Source organism: Streptomyces sp. NPDC003635, from assembly GCF_053587635.1.
In genome coordinates, this window is sequence record NZ_JBSFOK010000051.1 from 41,530 (window position 1) to 60,030 (window position 18,501).

At 72.3% G+C, this 18,501-nt stretch carries 18 protein-coding genes; 12 read left to right on the forward strand and 6 right to left on the reverse strand.

Annotated features, from left to right (window positions below; genetic code table 11):
• Positions 1-18 precede the first annotated feature (18 nt).
• The 5 genes from ACWDRW_RS33725 to ACWDRW_RS33745 all read left to right on the forward strand — a co-directional run bounded on the left by ACWDRW_RS33725 (position 19) and on the right by ACWDRW_RS33745 (position 5,952).
• The gene (locus ACWDRW_RS33725; RefSeq protein ID WP_451730213.1) at positions 19-1,287 is read left to right on the forward strand and encodes a CAP domain-containing protein; all 1,269 of its coding nucleotides are present in this window, start codon (positions 19-21) and stop codon (positions 1,285-1,287) included.
• A gap of 48 nt (positions 1,288-1,335) precedes the next feature.
• The gene (locus tag ACWDRW_RS33730; RefSeq protein ID WP_451730216.1) at positions 1,336-2,013 is read left to right on the forward strand and encodes an AIM24 family protein; all 678 of its coding nucleotides are present in this window, start codon (positions 1,336-1,338) and stop codon (positions 2,011-2,013) included.
• 178 nt (positions 2,014-2,191) lie between these two features.
• Entirely contained in the window at positions 2,192-3,226 is a 1,035-nt protein-coding gene (locus ACWDRW_RS33735) for a tetratricopeptide repeat protein (RefSeq protein WP_451730218.1), read from the forward strand.
• Positions 3,223-4,248 carry a polyprenyl synthetase family protein gene (locus tag ACWDRW_RS33740; protein WP_451730221.1) on the forward strand — a complete coding sequence of 342 codons (1,026 nt, stop codon included), beginning with the start codon at positions 3,223-3,225 and terminating at the stop codon, positions 4,246-4,248. Before ACWDRW_RS33735 ends, ACWDRW_RS33740 begins: the two co-directional genes overlap by 4 nt.
• Positions 4,249-4,395: 147 nt before the next feature.
• Complete coding sequence (locus tag ACWDRW_RS33745; RefSeq protein ID WP_451730224.1) at positions 4,396-5,952, forward strand: serine/threonine-protein kinase; 1,557 nt, start codon at positions 4,396-4,398, stop codon at positions 5,950-5,952.
• Here the strand turns inward: ACWDRW_RS33745 and ACWDRW_RS33750 are convergent.
• Positions 5,944-7,332 carry a serine hydrolase domain-containing protein gene (locus ACWDRW_RS33750; protein ID WP_451730227.1) on the reverse strand — a complete coding sequence of 463 codons (1,389 nt, stop codon included), beginning with the start codon at positions 7,330-7,332 and terminating at the stop codon, positions 5,944-5,946. The genes ACWDRW_RS33745 and ACWDRW_RS33750 overlap by 9 nt on opposite strands.
• Before the next feature lie 63 nt (positions 7,333-7,395).
• Between ACWDRW_RS33750 and ACWDRW_RS33755 the strand changes: the two genes are divergently transcribed.
• The 3 genes from ACWDRW_RS33755 to ACWDRW_RS33765 all read left to right on the forward strand — a co-directional run bounded on the left by ACWDRW_RS33755 (position 7,396) and on the right by ACWDRW_RS33765 (position 10,257).
• On the forward strand, positions 7,396-8,367 hold the full coding sequence (locus ACWDRW_RS33755) for an LLM class F420-dependent oxidoreductase (protein ID WP_451730229.1): 972 nt from the start codon (positions 7,396-7,398) through the stop codon (positions 8,365-8,367).
• A 98-nt stretch (positions 8,368-8,465) separates the two neighbouring features.
• Entirely contained in the window at positions 8,466-9,497 is a 1,032-nt protein-coding gene (locus ACWDRW_RS33760) for a hypothetical protein (protein WP_451730232.1), read from the forward strand.
• 64 nt (positions 9,498-9,561) lie between these two features.
• Entirely contained in the window at positions 9,562-10,257 is a 696-nt protein-coding gene (locus ACWDRW_RS33765; protein WP_451730235.1) for a DUF2238 domain-containing protein, read from the forward strand.
• Here the strand turns inward: ACWDRW_RS33765 and ACWDRW_RS33770 are convergent.
• Genes ACWDRW_RS33770 through ACWDRW_RS33780 form a run of 3 tightly spaced genes read right to left on the reverse strand, consistent with a single transcriptional unit; the run spans position 10,175 to position 12,942 of the window.
• Positions 10,175-10,666: a DUF6328 family protein gene (locus tag ACWDRW_RS33770; protein ID WP_451730238.1), complete on the reverse strand. Its 492-nt coding sequence runs from the start codon at positions 10,664-10,666 to the stop codon at positions 10,175-10,177. The two genes, ACWDRW_RS33765 and ACWDRW_RS33770, sit on opposite strands and share 83 nt — an antisense overlap.
• Before the next feature lie 36 nt (positions 10,667-10,702).
• Positions 10,703-11,686, reverse strand: coding sequence for an aldo/keto reductase (locus ACWDRW_RS33775; RefSeq protein ID WP_451730240.1), 984 nt, complete (start codon positions 11,684-11,686; stop codon positions 10,703-10,705).
• Between the two features lie 56 nt (positions 11,687-11,742).
• Positions 11,743-12,942, reverse strand: a complete 1,200-nt coding sequence (locus ACWDRW_RS33780; protein ID WP_451730243.1) for an FAD-dependent monooxygenase — start codon at positions 12,940-12,942, stop codon at positions 11,743-11,745.
• Positions 12,943-13,287: 345 nt separating this feature from the next.
• On the opposite strand from ACWDRW_RS33780, the gene melC1 reads away from it, so the two are divergent.
• Together melC1 and melC2 are read left to right on the forward strand one after the other, a co-directional pair.
• Positions 13,288-13,680, forward strand: coding sequence for an apotyrosinase chaperone MelC1 (melC1, locus tag ACWDRW_RS33785; protein WP_451730246.1), 393 nt, complete (start codon positions 13,288-13,290; stop codon positions 13,678-13,680).
• A 34-nt stretch (positions 13,681-13,714) separates the two neighbouring features.
• Entirely contained in the window at positions 13,715-14,539 is an 825-nt protein-coding gene (gene melC2, locus ACWDRW_RS33790) for a tyrosinase MelC2 (RefSeq protein ID WP_451730248.1), read from the forward strand.
• A 6-nt stretch (positions 14,540-14,545) separates the two neighbouring features.
• On the opposite strand, the gene ACWDRW_RS33795 is transcribed toward melC2, so the two are convergent.
• Both ACWDRW_RS33795 and ACWDRW_RS33800 read right to left on the reverse strand, forming a co-directional pair.
• On the reverse strand, positions 14,546-15,241 hold the full coding sequence (locus ACWDRW_RS33795) for a ribonuclease H family protein (RefSeq protein WP_451730250.1): 696 nt from the start codon (positions 15,239-15,241) through the stop codon (positions 14,546-14,548).
• 24 nt (positions 15,242-15,265) lie between these two features.
• The gene (locus ACWDRW_RS33800) at positions 15,266-16,066 is read right to left on the reverse strand and encodes a VOC family protein (RefSeq protein ID WP_451730253.1); all 801 of its coding nucleotides are present in this window, start codon (positions 16,064-16,066) and stop codon (positions 15,266-15,268) included.
• A gap of 146 nt (positions 16,067-16,212) precedes the next feature.
• Between ACWDRW_RS33800 and ACWDRW_RS33805 the strand changes: the two genes are divergently transcribed.
• Positions 16,213-17,220, forward strand: coding sequence for a zinc-binding alcohol dehydrogenase family protein (locus ACWDRW_RS33805; RefSeq protein ID WP_451730268.1), 1,008 nt, complete (start codon positions 16,213-16,215; stop codon positions 17,218-17,220).
• A 294-nt stretch (positions 17,221-17,514) separates the two neighbouring features.
• Positions 17,515-18,411, forward strand: a complete 897-nt coding sequence (locus ACWDRW_RS33810; protein ID WP_451730256.1) for an SGNH/GDSL hydrolase family protein — start codon at positions 17,515-17,517, stop codon at positions 18,409-18,411.
• Positions 18,412-18,501 lie beyond the last annotated feature (90 nt).

The window sequence follows — 18,501 nt, forward strand, 5'->3', positions numbered from 1 at the left end:
CGACACCAGGACAGCCCGATGTACGAGTTGGTCCCCGGGGGCAACGTTCCCCTCCCGGGCGGCGCCGTGGCCGTCCGGGTGCCCGGTCCCTTCGACGTGTCCGCGCTCATCACGGACGACGGCGGCAAGGTCCGCGGCGACGGCGACTTCGTGTTCTACAACCAGCCGTCGGCTCCGGGCGCCCGGCTGCACGGCGCCACCCTGACCGTCGACCCGGCGCGGCTGCGGGCGGACGCCACCCGGGTGACGGTCGTCGTCAGCCCCGCCGACCCCGGCACCGCCCTCGGCAGCCTGCCCACCCCCACGCTCCACGTCACCGGACCGGGCGGCCGCCCTCTCGCCCGGTTCGTCCCGCCGCCGCCCCGGCAGGAGACGGTGCTGCTGCTGGCCGAGCTGTACCGGCGCGGCGGCGGCTGGAAGCTTCGCGCCCTGGGACAGGGGTACGCGGACGGACTGGCGGGCCTCGCCCGGGACTTCGGGGTCGAGGTCACGCAGGACGCGCCGATACAGGCCCCCGATGAGTTCACCCGCCTCGTCAACGCCGCCCGCGCCGCGGCCGGTTCCCCGCCCGTCACCCCGGACGCCCGGCTGGCCTCCGCCGCCCGCGCCCACGCGGAAGCCATGGCCGCCGCGGGGCGTCTGGGCGTGGAGGGCCGGGACGGAGTCTCCGTCCACCAGCGCGTCACCGCCGCCGGATACGCGTATCTGACCGTCGGTGAGCACCTGGTGTCCGGCCCGCGCACGCCGACCGAGTTCGTCGAGTACTGCCTGCGCACCGACCAGGCCCGGCGCACCCTCCAGGACCCGGTGTTCACCCACGCCGCCGTGGCGTGCGTCCCCGCCGGGCGCGGCGGCGACTTCTACTGGACGGCGCTGTGGGCCCGCCCGTTCACCACCGCGGACCTGGCCCGGACCGCCACTCAGGTCGTCGATCTCACCAACCGCGAGCGCTCCAGGGCCGGTCTTCGCCCGCTCGCCGCCGACCCGGTCCTGACCGCCGCCGCGCAGGCGCACAGCGCCGACATGGTCGCGCGGGCCTTCTACTCCCACACCTCGCCCGAAGGCAGCCGGCCCTGGGACCGGGCGGCCGCGGCCGGCTCCCGGCACCGCTCGATCGGCGAGAACATAGCCTGCGGCCAGCGCTCCCCCACCGAGGTCGTGGAGGGCTGGATGAACAGTCCCGGTCATCGCGCCAACATCCTCAAGCGCGAGTTCACGCACATCGGCATCGGTTTCGCGGGCGGCGGGCCGGCCGGCACGTACTGGACCCAGCTCTTCGGCGCGTGAACCTCGCCCGTCTAGGCGGAAGCAGGTCGTCCGCGACACGATGCCGTCATGAAGGGTGACCTCTTTTCAAGTGAGCACATGGTCCAGCCCGCCACCGCGCCGGGCATGACGGTCGAGAACGCCAAGTGCATCCGCTACGCGGTGAGCGGGGAGATGCTGGCCCGCCAGGGCGCGATGATCGCCTACCGCGGAGATCTCCAGTTCGAGCGCAAGGGCCAGGGCGTGGGCGGAATGCTCAAGCGCGCGGTCACCGGCGAGGGGCTGCCGTTGATGGCGGTGCGCGGTCAGGGCGAGGCCTGGTTCGCGCACGAGGCGCAGAACTGCTTCGTCGTGGAACTCGACCCGGGTGACGAGTTCACCGTCAACGGCCGCAACGTCCTGTGTTTCGACGCCACGTTGTCGTACCGGATCGCGACGGTGAAGGGGGCGGGCATCACCGGCGGCGGCCTGTTCAACAGCGTGTTCACCGGCCAGGGCCGACTGGGTCTGGTCTGCGACGGCAATCCGCTGGTGATCCCGGTCTCGGCGCGGTATCCGGTGTACGTCGACACCGACGCGGTCGTCGGCTGGAGCGCGGGCCTCGGGACCTCACTGCACCGCTCGCAGTCCATAGGCTCGATGCTGCGCGGCGGCTCCGGTGAGGCCGTACAGCTGATGCTGAGCGGAGAGGGTTATGTCGTCGTACGGCCGAGCGAGGCCACCCCGCCGAAGGCCCAGCAGCACTGACGGTCCGTGAGGTGATCTGCGCCTCACGGGCAACCCGGCCGGCTCCGTACACGTCTTGATCCACAACAGCTGACACCGCCCTGGTCCCCCGGGGGGCCGGGGCTGGTTTCACTCGCTCTATACACTCCATGTATACGCTTAATGTATAGATGGAGTGCATACGGATCGAAAGGCATCCATGTACGGCAAGGCATTCGCCCCCGAGTACCAGGGCGCGCTCACCACCCTGTCCGTGAACTCATCGCTGACGGACGTCCTGGCCGCCGGCACGCAGGAGTTGCGGGCCGCCGAGCGGACCGGGCGGCACGGCGAGGCGGCGCGCTCGGGGCTCGCGGTGGCCGAGGCGCACCGGCGCCTGGGGCAGATCGGGGAAGCGGACCGGGCCTGGAAGGCGAGTTACCGCGCCGCCCGCGCCGCCGAGGACACCGCCGCGATGGCCTGGGCGCTGTGGAGCGGCGGCACCCTGGCCCGCCAGCGCGGCGAGTTCGCCCTCGCCCGGCGTCTCCTCCAGCTCGCCGCCGACCTCGGCGAGCGCGGCGGGGACGTCGTCGTGCGCGGCTACTCCCTCGCGGGGCTTGCCGAGACCGGCCGTATCCAGGGCGACTACGAGGCCGTCGCCCGGCTGCACGAGCAACTCCTGGCGGAGGCCAGGCGCCGCGGCGAGGCGCGGCACACGGTGTGGGCGCTGGAGGGCATCGCCCAGATCCACCGCAACACCGGCTCCTACGACACCGCGTTCGCCCTGTTCGAGGAGGCGGCCGAGATCGCCGCCCGTGCCGAGGACCGCCGCGGGCACGCCTGGGCGTTGCGAGGGCTCGCCGACATCGTCTCGGTGCGCGACGGCGACACCGAACGGGCGCTGGGGCTGCTGTCCGAGGCGGAGACCACCTGCCGGACGATGAGGCTGTCCAGCGCGCTCGCCTACAACCACAAGATGCGCGGCAACGTCCTGTACCGCGCCGGTCGTTACGCCGAGGCCCGCGAGCTCTACGAGCAGGCGCTCGAGGAGTTCCGCGCCATGAGCGAGCCGCGCGGCGAGGCACTGGCCCGCCTGGGACTGGCCAAGTCCAGGGCCCGGCTGGGCCGGGACCGGTCCGAGACGGAGGCCGAACTCGCCGAACTGGCCCACATCTTGGACCGCATCGGCCTCAAGCACGCCCGGGAGATGGTGGCCCGTGCCCAGCAGGAGCTCGACGCGGAGGTCGTACGGTGACGGCGGTCCCCTCCACAGCCCCCCTGACCGGCGTCCACGTGCTGGCCAGGTGCCGGGAGTCGGTCCGGCCCGAGCTGGAGCGGGCCGTGGCCGGGCTGCATCCCTGGCTGGCGGAGATGGCCGCCTACTCCTTCGGCTGGTGCGCGGCGGGCGGCGCCCCGGTGGCCAACTCCGGCGGCAAGGGGGTGCGGCAGGCCCTGGCGGTGCTCGGCGCCGAGGCGGTGGGCGGCCCCGGCCCCGCCGGGACGACGGCCGCGGTGGCGGTGGAACTGGTGCACGTCTTCTCGCTGCTGCACGACGACATCATGGACGGCGACACCGCCCGCCGGGGCCGGCCCACCGGGTGGAAGGCGTACGGCACAGGACCGGCGGTTCTCGCGGGTGACGCCCTGTTCGCGCTGGCCGTGGAGACGCTCGCCGCGGCACCGGGCGGCGGGGAGGCCGTACGGCTGCTGGCGGCAGCGCTCGGTGATCTGGTGCGCGGTCAGGCGGACGACCTGCTGTTCGCGGCCCGGCCCTGGACCGGGCCCGAGCGGGTGCGGCCCGAGGAGTACCGGGCGATGGCCGAGCGGAAGACGGGCGCGCTGCTGGGCTGCGCGCTCGCGCTGGGCGCCGCGCTCGGCGGGGCACCGGTCGGCACGGTCGCCGCGCTGGACCGGGCCGGGCGGGACCTCGGGATCGCCTTCCAGATCGTCGACGACATGCTCGGCGTCTGGGGCGATCCGGCCGTCACCGGCAAGCCCGTCCACAACGATCTGCGGGCCCGCAAGAAGACACTCCCGGTCCTGGTCGCCCTCGACACATCCGTCGCCGCTCACCTGGCCGGACTTCTGGAGTCGGGCGAGCGGCCCAACGCGGCGGCCGTACTGATCGAGGAGGCGGGCGGCCGGTCCGAGGTGCTGCGCGAGGCACGGCAGCGGATCGCCGCGGCCGAGGCAGCCCTGGACGCCGTACCCCTGGAAGCGGGCGCGGTCCGGGAGTTGCGGGCGCTGCTGGACTTCCTGGTGCGGCGCGACCTGTGAGACGGACGACTTGGGGGACGCGTGTTCGATGCATCGGATGAACAAAGGGAGATCGGCGCATCTCGCTCGGCGAACCTTGAACGCACCCCGTCACGCACGCCGTACCTGAGGGAAAGGTGAGAGCCAGGGGTTCAGCGAGGGATGACCATGGTCAAGGCACACGTCTCCACACCCGTGTTGGTCGCCGGAAGATACCGGCTCGTCGAGGTGCTCCACCAGGAGACCAACCGCGTCTGCTGGTACGGCGAGGACATCGGGGTGGAGCGGCCGGTCATGGTCACCCAGATCGGGCTGCCGGAGGATCCGGGCGGCGAGGAGGGGCGCCGGATCACCGCGCGCGTCCTGCGGGCCGGCGAGCGGATGTCGCTGGTGTGCCCCGACCGGGTCGCCGAAGTCGTCGACGCCGTCGAGGAGTCGGGCACGCTGTGGGTGGTGACCCGGTGGGTCGACGGCCGGCCGTTGAGTGAACTGCTCTCCCATCAGGGCGTGTTGAACTATGTACGAGTCGCGCGCATCGGTCTGGAGCTGCTCGACGTGCTGGAGGTGGCGCACGGGCGGGGCATCGTCCACGGCGAACTCAGCCCGGCCCAGGTGTTCCTCCGGGACCAGGGGCCCCTCGTCGTCACCGGTTTCGGGCTGGCCGACGCCACCCTCGCACCCCGGCTGTCCGCGCCCGCCTACGCCTCGCCCGAGCAGGCCCGCGACGAGCCGACCGGTCCGGCGACCGACCTGTGGGCGCTCGGAGCGCTGCTCTACACGATGGTCGAGGGGCGCCCGCCGTTCCGGGACCGGGGGCGCCCGGAGGCCACGCTGAAGGGCGTGGACCGGCTGCCGCTGCGCACGCCGGTGCGCGCCGGGCCGCTCACCCAGCTCCTGCAGGGCCTGCTGCGCAAGGACCCGCTGGAACGGCTGCCCCGCCCGGTCGTCCGGGAGGCCCTGGTCCGCGTCCTGGACGAGGAGAGCGCGACCATGCCGAGCCCGCGGCTGCGCGGCCGGTACGCCCACTGCGCGACCTGGAGCAACCGCACGATGATCGCCGGGACGGCCCTGGCCGTCGCCACCGTCACGGTCGCCGTCCTCGCCGTGACCGACCGGCTGCCGGGCGGTTCCGACTCCCCCGCCGCCGGGACACCGCCGCGCCCGGCACCGTCCGCCACCGCGTCCGCCGCGCCCTCCGGCCCGCTCTCCCCGACACCCACTCCCACCCCCACCCCCACACCCACACCCACACCCACACCCACCGAGTCGCCCTTCAGCCGCTACGACTCACCGGAGGGCTTCTCCGTCAGCCTCCCCGAGGGCTGGCGGCCGCTGAGCACCGACCGGGTCTCGGAGCTGGCGTACCGCGTCGTGCTCGGTACGGAGGGCGACGCGCGGACGCTGACGGTGACCTACAGCGAGCGAGTGGGCCCGGATCCCGTCGCCGTCTGGCGTGACGTGGAGCCGGGGCTGAAGGAAGGCGGCGGCTACCGCCGGATCGGGGAGATCCGGCCGACGACGTACCGGGACCGGGAGGCCGCCCAGATGGAGTGGCTCGCCGACGCCGACGGCACCCGGGTGCGCACCCTCGGCACGGGCTTCCTGCTCGGCGGCGGCCGTGGCTTCTCGCTGCGCTGGACGGCGCCCGCGGCCGCCTGGGACGACCCGGACAACCGCGAGGCCCTGGACACCGCCCTGCGTACCTTCCGGGAACCGTCAGACTGACCGTCGGGGCGCCCCCGTCCTGTGCAGCGGCAGGGGGTGCAACGGCTGGGTGCGCCAGCGGACCGTGCAGGTGCGGTCCGGGAGCGTGCAGGTCACCGCGAGGCGGTGGGGCGTCTCCAGGAAGATCACCTCCGCCTCGAGGGTGTCGGGGCCGGTCCAGCCGCCGCTGACCGCGGTGGGAACCGGCTGCTCGGTCACGCTCCAGCCGCTGCTCGCGAGGCGCACCTCCAGCCGGTGCCCGTCCTCGACGAGCGTCAGGCGGTCCCCGCTGACCTCCACGGAGATCCCGTCGGAGCGGAAGGTGGGGGTCCCCAGGTCCTCGGGCGCGGGCTTGCCGTCGGCGGGCGCCAGCGCGAGCCCCGCCAGCCGGTCGGCGAGGGCGGCGTCCGCCTGCTCGCGGCCGGTCAGCGGGGCGGGCCTGAAGGCGGGCAGCAGATGCGTCCAGACCATGTCCAGCATCTTCTGCATGGCCACGGTGGCCGCGGTCGTGGCGATCACCGCGTCCTGCTCGGGCAGCACCAGACAGAACTGGCCGTACGCGCCATCGCCGCGGAAGCCGTGCCGCGACCTCCAGAACTGCAGGCAGTACCCCTGCCGCCAGTCCTCGCCGCCCATGGGCCCGTCGTCGTTCGGCGTGTGCACGCGGGTGGCCTCGGCCACCCAGGACTCCGGCAGCACCCGCCGCCCCTCCCAGGTCCCGCCGCGCAGATACAGCTGCCCCAGCCGGACGATCGCGTCGGTGGGGGCGTGCAGTCCGCTGAAGCCGAGCTCGCGGCCCGCGCGGTCCCGCCGCCAGGAGACGTCGCCGATGCCGATGGGGTCGAACAGGCGGGGACGCAGGTAGTCGGTGAGTTTCTGGCCGGTGACCTTCTGGACGATCGCCGCGAGGGTGTAGGTCGCAGGCTGGTTGTAGGCGAACACGGTCCCCGGATCGCGCTCGGGCGGCAGCCGCAGGAAGCCGCGCACCAGCTCGTCGGGGTCGAGCGCGCGGGCCCGGTCGAGGGTCTCGTCCGTGTGCCCGCTGGCCATCGACGCCACATGCCGTACGAGCATCGCTCGGCTGCGCGGATCGGTGACGTCGGCGTCGAACTCCGGGAAGTAGGAGATCACCGGGTCGTCCAGCCGCAGCAGCCCCTCGGCGACCGCGAGCCCGGCCGCGGTGGAGGTGAAGCTCTTGCTGAGCGAGTACAGCAACTGCGGCCGCTCGGGGGTGTACGGCGCCCACCAGCCGGACGCCACGAGCCGGTCGTGCCGCATGATCATGAGGCTGTGCGGCTCTATCTCGGGATCGCCCTCCAGGGCGTCGAGGAAGGCCTGCACACCGGAGGCGTCGACGCCCTGGGCGGCGGGCGGGCTGGAAGGCAGCGCGGAAGTCGTCATGACGGCATCCGTACCCACCTTGGTGAACCGTTTTCTCCTGCGCGGGCCGGGGACTCGGGCGGCATGGTGCAAATCGGATACACGATGATGACCGAGCAGGCCGGCCCGCGTGACCTCGTCGAGCACGTGGTGCGCGCCGAGGAGGCCGGCTTCGACTTCTCCGTGACCTCGGACCACTACTTTCCGTGGCTGCGCTCCCAGGGGCACTCGCCCTACGCGTGGAGTGTGCTGGGGGCCGCCGCCCAGGCGACCCGGCGGATCCCGCTGATGACGTACGTCACGTGTCCGTCGTTCCGCTATCACCCGGCGGTGGTGGCGCAGAAGGCGGCGACGATGCAGTTGCTGTCCGAGGGCCGCTTCCGGCTGGGACTGGGCTCCGGTGAGAACCTCAACGAACACGTGGTGGGCGGCGGTTGGCCCTCCGTGGACGTACGGCACGAGATGCTGGAGGAGGCGATCGGGATCATCCGGGCGCTCTTCGACGGCGACCACGTCACCCGCCACGGCACCCATTACGACGTGGAGTCGGCCCGGCTGTGGGATCTGCCGACCGAGCCGCCGCCGATCGGGGTGGCCGTCTCCGGCGACCGGTCCTGCTCCCTGGCGGGCCGGCTCGCGGACCTGGTGATCGCCACCGAGCCGAAACCGGGACTGCTGGAGGCCTTCGACCGGCACGGTGGGACGGGCAAGCCGCGCGTGGGCCAACTGCCGGTCTGCCACGACCCGGACCGGGACACCGCGGTCAAGCGCGCCCATGCCCAGTTCCGCTGGTTCGGCGGCGGCTGGAAGGTCAACGCGGAGCTGCCGCACCCGGACTCCTTCGAGGCCGCCACCCAGTACGTCACCCCCGACGACGTCTCCGCCGCCATCCCGTGCGGCGACGACCCGGACGATTTCGTCGAGGCCGTACGGCCGTATGTGGAGGCGGGATTCACCGAGGTCGCGCTGGTGCAGATCGGCGGGGACTCGCAGCCGGACTACCTGGACTGGTCGGAGAAGACCCTGCTGCCGGCCCTGCGCGACGCCTTCGGATGACACGCCCCGGGGTCCGGGGTCGGCAAACCGTCGCATGCAGGTGCATATAGGCTTCCGGTCTGTGCCCGTGCCCGGTCCCCGCCTTCAGGAGAGCCCCCGTGACCCTAGCGTTCGTCCCGTCCGAGACGTCCCCCGCACCGCTGTCCGACCTCGTCGCGCGCGACGCGCGTGAGTTCGGGGTCTACGCGCGCACCGGCGGGTGGGCGTTCGGCCTGATGGTGGCGCGCAGCGTACGGCCCGGCGGGCAGGGCGCGGAGGAGACGCCGAAGGTGTCGGCGAAGGAGTTCGCCGAGCTGGCCGGCTGCTCCCCCGAGCGGGTCATGCGCTACTACAAGGCCTGGGACCGGGCCGCCGACGACGGTCTCGTCCCGCACTTCGAGGCGCTCCAGCCGGGCGCGGAGGTGGAACTGCCGGACGCCGAGGTGTGGCTGAGCTACTACGTCTCCCGCAACAGCGCCACCTCCGAGCGCGGCACCGCCATCGCCGAGGCCGCCGAGGCCGAGGGCATCCGGCCGACGAAGGCGCTGGAGGTCGCGGAGAACCCCACCGCCCTGCGCGCCGCGATCCTCGCCGACCCCTCCACCGCCCGGGCCGCCCGTCAGGCCCTGCTGGACCGGGTCCGTGAAGACCCCGAGCTGCAGGCCGAGTTGGCCCGGGACGTGGTGCGCACCGACGATCTGAAGAAGGCCGTCGCCAGCGAGAGCCGGTCCGCCGACCGGATCGGCTACGTCCGCCAGATCGCCGAGTCCGGCCAGGTGAAGACCCCCGCCGGGCAGACCATCGACGCGCCGGCCGATCTGCGCCAGGAGGCGGAGCGGCATCTGTCGCTGATCGACGAGCTGGAGGAGGACGAGGACACGGGCGAGTGGGCCACGGAGGCCTACGACACCATGAAGACCCTCGTCGCCGAGACCGTCGAGGCCGACCCCGAACTGCGCGTCCAGGAACGGCGGACGAAGTTCTACAGCAGCCTCCAGCGCGCGACGAAGGTGTTCGAGGAGCTCACCTTCGACGACGTGCAGGAGTTCGTCGAGGACGACATGGTCCAGCAACTGGAGGAACTCCAGCAGGCCATCGCCGCGTGCATCGCCTCGCTGCGGGGTGCCAAGAGCCCAGCGGCAGCTGAGTAGCCGTACTCATGCCGCCGGTGCGGCGCGCGGACACGATGGGGCTCCGACGACAAGGAGCCCCGCGATGACAGCGCTTCGCCGCCCTGTGCCACCCCTTCTCGCCGCGGTCGCGATGGTCGCGCTCGCGCTCTCGGCGTGGGGTCCGCACGACCGTACGACCTGGTTCCTGGAGACGGTGTGGGTGCTGGTCGGGCTGCCGCTGATCGTGCTGCTGTGGCGGCGCTTCCCGCTGACGGACCTGCTGTGCTGTCTGCTGGCCCTGCACGCGATCGTCCTGCTGGTGGGCGGGCACTACACGTACGCGGAGGTGCCGCTGGGTGACTGGGTGCGCGACACCTTCGGCCTGGAGCGCAACCCGTACGACCGCTTCGGGCACCTGATGCAGGGCTTCGTACCGGCCGTTCTGGTGCGGGAGCTGCTGGCCCGGACCTCGCCGCTGGCCGGCACCCGCTGGCTGGCGCCCCTGACGGTGTGCGCGTGTCTCGCCTTCAGCGCGGTCTTCGAGATGCTGGAGTGGCTGGCAGCCGTGATCGGCGGCCAGGCGGCCGACGCGTTCCTCGCCACCCAGGGCGACGTGTGGGACACCCAGTGGGACATGTTCTGCGCCCTGGTCGGGGCCACGCTCTCGCTGCTGCTGCTCAGCCGCCCGCACGACCGGCAGCTCGCCGCGCTGAGGGTCAGTCCCGGGACGTGTAGCGGTGCCGCACCCAGTACGGCAGGGCGAACCAGCACAGCAGGTACCACAGCACCACGCCCGTGACGAGCCACGGAACGAAATCGTCGTGGGTGGCGACCCGCAGTATCAGCAGCAGGGACGACGTGGTGGTGGCGAGTAGCAGCAGCAGGCCGACGAAGGTCAGCCGGGACGCCCACTGCACCGCGCGGGGCTTGATGCGCCGACCGGACACCAGCCGGTGCAGGGACACGGGTCCGATCAGGGCGCCGGTGGCGGTGGCGCCCAGCACCACCGTGACGATGTAGATCGTCTGCTCCGTGTCGCCCAGATCGGCGTAGGTCGGGGTGAACACCACGGTGAGCAGGAACCCGAAAAGGATCTGCACACCCATCTGGGCCACCCGGATCTCCTGGATGAGCTCGGACCACATCCGGTCAGCCCGCTCGTCCTCGGTCTCGTCCCTGCCGGTACGTCTCTCGCTTGCCTCCGCCATGGAGTCCGGGTGTCCCGGTGTTGACCTTTCAAACGGTTACCAGCGGTCCTCGACCTGCTCCTTGATGCGCCGCTCGTACAGGTCCCGGATGGCGGTGAGGGTCTGCTCGGACAGCTGGGGCAGTTCGGCCGCGGCGGCGTTGGCGCGGGCCTGCTCGGGCGAGCGGGCTCCGGGGATGACGGTCGTCACGCCGGGCTGGTCGATGATCCAGCGCAGGGCGAGCTGGGCGGGGGTGAAGCCCTCGGGGGCGAGGGCGGAGAACTCGGCGGCGGCCTCCACGCCGGTCGCGTAGTCGACGCCGGAGAAGGTCTCGCCCTGGTCGAAGGACTCACCGTGCCGGTTGTAGGTGCGGTGGTCGTTCTCGGGGAAGACGGTTTCCTTGGTGTACTTGCCGGAGAGCAGGCCCGAGGCGAGCGGGACGCGGGCGATGATGCCGACGCCCGCCTCCCGGGCGGCGGGCAGGACGTCGTACAGCGGCTTCATGCGGAACGGGTTGAGGATGATCTGCACGCTCGCCACGCCGGGCCGGGCGATGGCGATGAGGGCCTCGGCGCAGGTCTCCACGCTGACGCCGTAGGCGGCGATGCGCTCCTCGGCGACGAGGGTGTCCAGGGCGTCGAAGACCTCGTCGGTGGAGTAGACGGGGGTCGGCGGGCAGTGCAGCTGGACCAGGTCGAGGCGGTCCATGCCGAGGTTGCGGCGGGAACGGTCGTTCCAGGCGCGGAAGTTGTCCAGGACGTAGTTCTCCGGGATCTGGTCGACCCGGCGGCCCATCTTGGTGGCGACCATGACATGCAGGTCGGGCCTGCCGCGCAGGAAGCCGGCGATGGTCTGCTCGCTGCGTCCGTCGCCGTAGACGTCCGCGGTGTCGAAGAAGGTCACGCCCGTCTCGGCGGCCGTCTCCAGCACCGTGAGGGCTTCCTTGTCGTCCACGTCGCCCCAGTCGGCGCCCAGTTGCCAGGTGCCGAGGCCGACCACGGATGCGTGCTGCTGCGACCTGCTGAAATTGCGCTCTTCCATGGCGTCAGTCTGTCATCCGCCCCGCGCTTTCCCGGCGCGGGGCGGTGCCGTTCGGGCTACTTCCGGGTGGCCAGTGTCCGCGCGACCCGCGGGCCCAGCCAGCGCTTGAGGCGGCGCAGCGCCTCCAGCTGTCCGGCGGCCCTGTCCAGGCGGTAGTAGAGCTGCGGGGGGACGTGGGGCAGCAGGGGCGAGTGGCGCTGGCCAAGCAGGGCGAACATCTGCTCGGGGGGCAGGTGCATGTAGCGGGGCAGGTTCTCGTACCACTGGGCGCTGTAGCGAGCCGCGCTCTGCATCGGAAGCAGGGCCTGGCGGCGCTCCCGCTCGTACCGGGCCAGGGCCCGCGGCAGCGCGGTCTCCGCGTGCAGCGCGTCGGCGAGCGCGATGGCGTCCTCCAGGGCGAGGGTCGTACCGGCGCCGATGGAGTAGTGCGTGGTGTGCGCGGCGTCACCGAGCAGGACGAGGTTGTCGCGGTACCAGGTGCGGTTGGTCAGGGTGCGGAAGTTCAGCCAGGAGGAGCTGCCGTCGGCCGGTGACCGGCCGATCAGCGCGTGGCCGTCCAGGGTGTCGGCGAACAGCTTCTCCAGCAGGGCGAGCCCTTCGGCCTCGTCGGCGCGGTCCAGGCCGAGGCCGGTGAAGGTCTCGGGGGCGCATTCGATGACGCAGGTGCTGCGGTCGGGGCCGAAGCCGTAGCCGTAGGCCCAGATCCAGCCGTGCCCGGTCTCGACGAAGGCGAAGGTGAAGGCGTCGAAGACCTTGCTGGTGCCGAGCCAGATGTAGTGGTTGCGGCCGGGCCGCAGCTCGGTGCCGAAGTGGGCGGCGTGGCGGGTGCGCAGCGCGCTGTGGACGCCGTCGCTCGCCACGAGAAGGTCGGCGTCGGCGGGCGGCCGGTCGGGGTCGACCGCGTGCTCGTACTCCAGGTGTACGCCGAGGTCGCGGGCCCGGTCGGCGAGGATCTCCAGCAGTTTGTGGCGGCCGATCCCGAAGCCCTCGTCGCCGCGGTGCCGGGTGGTCAGATCCCGTACCCGGGCGGTGCCTTCGCTCCAGCTGACCGAGTTCTCGGCGAGGGCGCGCGCGGACTCGGGGTCGTGCGCGTGCAGCCTGTCGAGCAGTCCGCGCCAGTAGGTGACGCCCCAGCCGTAGGTCGAGCCCTCCGGGTTGCGCTCGTGGACGGTGATGTCGTGGGACGGGTCCCGCAGCTTCAGCAGGATCGAGAGGTACAGGCCGGCGGGCCCGCCTCCGACGCAGACGACCTTCACACGCACCCCTTGGATTCACTCAATGCGATCAGTTCGAGACGGAGAGTAGCAGCGACGAGACGCGCCGCCCGGCTTCCGGATCCCGTCAGTTTCCGGGCGTGACCCAGGCCACCCCGGTCGCACCGGTCCGCGAAAGGCCACCCGAATCAGGCCTTCCAGGAGAAGGAATTGCCCGTTCCGGTGATCTCCGGCATATGCGCGCAGCAAGATCATCTTCGTTCAATCTTCCACGACATGTGGGTAATTGTCCTGATCACAGCCAACCACTCCGAAGGGATTTCGCCTGGTCTCTCCCCTCCCGATAGGCATGCGGAGTCACCACACCGACCCAGCCGGGAGATCCGCATGCCCGAACTCAGCCGCCGCCGCGCGCTCACCGCCGCGGCCGCCCTCGCCGCCGCCTCCTCAGCCGCCACCCTCGCCGCCCCCGCCGCCCGGGCCGCGGGCCACCGACCCGACACCGCCCCCGCTCCCTTCGACGAGGTCTACAAGGGCCGCCGCATACAGGGGAAGGCCCGCTCGGGCGAAGGCCACGGAGGACACGGCGGTCACCACGACCACGGCAGTGGCTACGCCGTCTTCGTCGACGGGGTGGAACTGCACGTGATGCGCAACGCCGACGGCAGCTGGATCAGCGTCGTCAGCCACTACGACCCGGTGACCACCCCGCGCGCCGCCGCCCGGGCCGCGGTCGACGAACTCCAGGGCGCGAAGCTCCTGCCGTTCCCCGCCAACTGACCCGCCCCTCCAGCCCTTTCGGGAGCCCCCGCACATGACCGTCCGCAAGAACCAGGCCGCCCTGACCGCCGACGAGAAGCGCCGCTTCGTCGCCGCCGTCCTGGAACTCAAGCGCAGCGGCCGCTACGACGAGTTCGTCACCACCCACAACCACTTCATCGTGGCCGACACCGACAACGGCGAGCGCACGGGCCACCGTTCGCCGTCCTTCCTGCCCTGGCACCGCAGATTCCTGCTCGACTTCGAGCAGGCCCTGCAAGCGGTGGACGCCTCGGTCGCGCTGCCCTACTGGGACTGGACCGCCGACCGCACAGCACGTGCCTCGCTGTGGGCGCCGGACTTCCTCGGCGGCACCGGACGCAGCCTGGACGGACGGGTGATGGACGGACCCTTCGCCGCCTCGACCGGCAACTGGCCGGTCAACGTCCGCATAGACGGCCGTACTTATCTGCGCCGGGCCCTCGGCGGCGGGGGTCGGCAGCTGCCCACCCGGGCCGAGGTGGACTCCGTGCTGGCCATGGAGACGTACGACATGGCGCCCTGGAACAGCGGCTCGGACGGCTTCCGCAACCATCTGGAGGGCTGGCGCGGAGTCAACCTGCACAACCGGGTGCACGTGTGGGTCGGCGGCCAGATGGCCACCGGGGTCTCCCCCAACGACCCCGTCTTCTGGCTCCACCACGCCTACGTGGACAAGCTGTGGGCGGACTGGCAGCGCCGCCACCCCGGCTCCGTCTACCTCCCGGAGGCGGGCACCCCGGACGTGGTGGACATCAACGACACCATGAAGCCGTGGAACGACGTGCGGCCCGCGGACCTGCTGGACCACACCCCGCACTACACCTTCGACGCCGCCTGACCCGGCTCAGGCCTCGGCGGTACGGCACTCCGGGTGGCCCCAGCCCTGCGCGTTCTTGGCGATCGGCTCGCCCGCCGCGTAGGAGCGGCCGCACAGGCAGCGGCCGGGGAACTTCGCCTTGATCGTGCGGGAGGAGGAACCGCCGCCGGCCTTCTTCGCGGCCGCGGGACGGCGGCGGGGCGCCTTGGCGGGGACGTCCGGGGCGGCCGGCGGCTCCGGCGAGCCGAGGTCGCTGCCCGCCGCTTCCTGCACGGTGGCGGCCTGGCTGGCGGCGCGGTCGGCGAAGTCGTTGAGCTTGTCGCCGTCCACCTGGTGGGCGGGCACATAGCGGAACTCCACCGCGCGGCCCGCCAGGAGCTCGTCGATGCGTACGACGAGCTCCTGGTTGGCGACCGGCTTGCCGGCCGAGGTCTTCCAGCCGTTGCGCTTCCAGCCGGGCAGCCAGGTGGTGACGGCCTTCATGGCGTACTGGGAGTCCATCCGGACCTCCAGCGGCACACCGGGATCCGTCGCCGCCAACAGCCGCTCCAGCGCGGTGAGTTCGGCGACGTTGTTGGTGGCCTTGCCGAGCGGTCCGGCCTCCCAGCGGGCCGGGGTCTCGCTCTCGTCGGCGACGACCCAGGCCCAGCCCGCGGGTCCGGGGTTGCCCTTCGAAGCCCCGTCGCACGCGGCCACTACTCGTTCACGCATGTCCCCGATCATGCCATGCGCAAAGGGAGCGGCCGCTCAGACGTCGGTGAGGGTGGGCATCTCACCCTGCGTGGACGTGACGTCGATCACCGAGAAGTTCGCGCCCTGCGGGTCGCTGAGCGCCGCGAACCGGCCGAACGGGCTGTCCATCGGGCCGAACCGCAGCACCCCGCCGAGCTTGGTGGCCTTGGACACGGCCTCGTCGCAGTCGGCGACGGAGAAGTACACGTTGATGTACGCCGGCACCTCGGGCGGGAACTCCTCGGTCATCTTCATCCGGCCGAGCACGGGGGCCTCACCGACGTTGAAGATACGGAAGTCCGTCCCGTCGTCGTCCATCTGCTGCGCGGTGTACGCGGGGAAGACCGCCGGGAAGAACGCGTCGGACTTGTCCGGCTCACGCGTGAAGACCTCGGCCCAGCAGAACGCCCCGGGCTGCTGCGGCGACGCCTCGAAGCCCTCGTGCGTGCCCGCCTGCCAGACACCGAAGACGACACCGGACGGGTCCCGGCTCAGGCACATGGTCCCGAAGTCGCCGACCTCCATCGGCTCCATCAGCACCTCGCCGCCACTCTCCCGGATCCGCGTGGCCGTGGCGACGGCGTCCGGCGAGGCGAAGTAGAGACACCACTGGGACTGGCCCTCCTGCCCGGGCATGGGCGGCACGACGGCGGCGACGGCCTTGCCGTCCACGTAGGCCTGGGTGTAGTTGCCGAACTCCGACGACGACTCGCCGAAGGTCCAGCCGAGGACATCGCCGTAGAAGCTCTTGGCTCCCTCGACGTCACTGAACATCGCATCGGCCCAACAGGGGGTTCCCTCTGGCTGTACGGCCATGACAGCGGCCTCTCCGGATCGGGGGTGGGTCCGCTTCCACACGCTAGCCACCCCCCGCGCCAACCGCGCGCCGAACACCACTGTCCGTTACAGACTGGACAAAGGCGACGTTCGTCGGCGGGACGGTGAGCACTGTGGACAGGACGATGCGGGCATGGTCGGTCGTCACACCCGGGCCGGTGGAGGAGGGGCCACTGCGGTTCGTGGAGAAGCCCGTGCCGGTCCCGGCGGACGACGAACTGCTGGTGCGGGTGCGGGCCTGCGGGGTGTGCCGTACCGATCTGCATGTCACGGAGGGTGACCTCCCGGAGCGTCGGCCGGGGGTGACGCCCGGGCACGAGGTCGTGGGGGTCGTGGCGGGCCTCGGCTCCGAAGTGAGCGGGTTCGCGCTCGGCGAGCGGGTCGGGGTGGCGTGGTTGCGGCACACGGACGGCACCTGCGCGTACTGCCTGCGCGGCGCGGAGAACCTGTGCGCCGGATCGCGGTACACGGGCTGGGACGCGGACGGCGGCTACGCCGAGTACACGACCGCGCCGGCCGCCTTCGCCCACCGGCTCCCCGGCGACCTGGGCGACGTCGCGCTCGCGCCCCTGCTGTGCGCCGGGATCATCGGCTACCGGGCGCTGCGCCGGGCCGCGCTCCCGCCCGGCGGGCGGCTCGGTCTGTACGGCTTCGGCGGCAGCGCCCACCTGTGTGCCCAGGTCGCCCTGGCCGAGGGCGCCCGGGTACACGTCCTGACCCGGGGCGCGGCGGCGCGACGGCTGGCGCTGGAGCTGGGGGCCGCCTCGGCGGGCGACGCGCAGGACGTGCCGCCGGAGCCACTGGACAGCGCGATCCTGTTCGCGCCGGCCGGGGAGCTGGTCCCGGTGGCACTGCGGGCGCTGGACCGCGGCGGCGTGCTCGCGGTGGCCGGGATCCACCTCACCGACACTCCGCCCCTGCGGTACGAGAGTGAGCTGTTCTACGAGCGGGAACTGCGCAGCGTCACGTCCAACACCCGGGCGGACGCCCGCGAGTTCCTCACCCTCGCCGACCGGTTCGCAGTCCGGGCCACCACGCACGCCTATCCGCTCTCACGGGCCGACGAGGCGCTGCGGGACCTCAAGGCCGGGCGGTTCGACGGGGCGGCGGTCCTGGTGAACGACGTGTCCTGACAGCGCTCACCGTCTGCGCGCACGGCCCCCGCGGGCTTCCCCGACGGGCCGAGGCGGGTGTCGGCGTGTATGCCCGGTTCCCCGGCGGAGCCGGCGGTGCGGGTACCGGCGCGATTCTCCCCCGGGGTCGCGGTCGCGGCCGGTGTCAACGTCCTTGTCTTGTGCGGTAGTTGGCGCGTATCGCTCGCTCGGGCGATCGGACGGCGCGATGTGTCTCGCGCGGGTCTTCCCCTCGTGGCGTGGCTGTGCTTGCCTGGGGAGCCGTTTTCGGGTTCCGGGGGCGGGAGTTGCCGCATGCGCAGGGCGTGGATGGCGGGGTTGCTGCTCACCGTGTCGCTGATCGGCGGCTGCGGGGATCCGTCGTCGGGGGCGGAACAGGCCCCGACGGCGGAGGTGCCGAGGGCGTCGGCCACGACGCACCAGCGGGCGCCGGCCTCACCGAGCCCCGCCGCAGGGAAGGCGCCGAGGGTGCTGTACCTCGGTGACTCGCTGGCAATGGAGGCCCAGAAGGTGCTCGGGCAGGAGCTGCGCGGGGAGTTGAGGGCCTCGTACACGAGCGCCCCCTACTCGGGCACCACTCCCTGCGACTACCTGGCCGGCACCGGCGAGAAGTCCCTGGTCCCGGACGCGGACAAGGCGGCGGCGCTGGTGCGCTCGCTGCGGCCGGACTTCGTGGTGCTGCAGTTCTGGGGCAACGCCTGGGGCTACACGCCGTGCATGGACGGCATCACCCACGACGCCGATCCGGGCCGCTACTTCGACCGGTACGCCTCGGACCTCGACCGGCTCACCGACCAGATCGCCGCGGCCGGCGGGGAGCGGCGCCCGCGGATCGTGTGGGTGCTCCAGGGACCGGACCCGATCGCCCCCGAACGGGTCCGCCAGGTGAACGCCCTCTACACGCAGCGGGCCGACGCCTCCGGCGACCTCGTCGCCGACGCGGGACGGACGGTGAGCGCCGAAGGGGCCCGCCACACCTGGGTGCGGGAGCTGCCCTGCACCGCGTACGAGCGCGCGCACCCGGACTACTGCACGGATCCGGGCCGTGGCCGCACCACCCTGCATCGCGACGACGACTATCTGCACTTCTGTCTGGCGCCCACGACCTCGACCCCGAAACCGTGTCCCGTCCGCTCCCCCGGCATCCTGCGCATGGCGCGAGAGGTCACCCGAGTGATCCGCGGCTCCTAGGAGTTGTCTTCAATTGTCACGCCCACATCAGGAGCGAGGCGAGGGTGACGGCTGCCTGGTAGGACTCGGCGGTCTTGTCGTAGCGGGTCG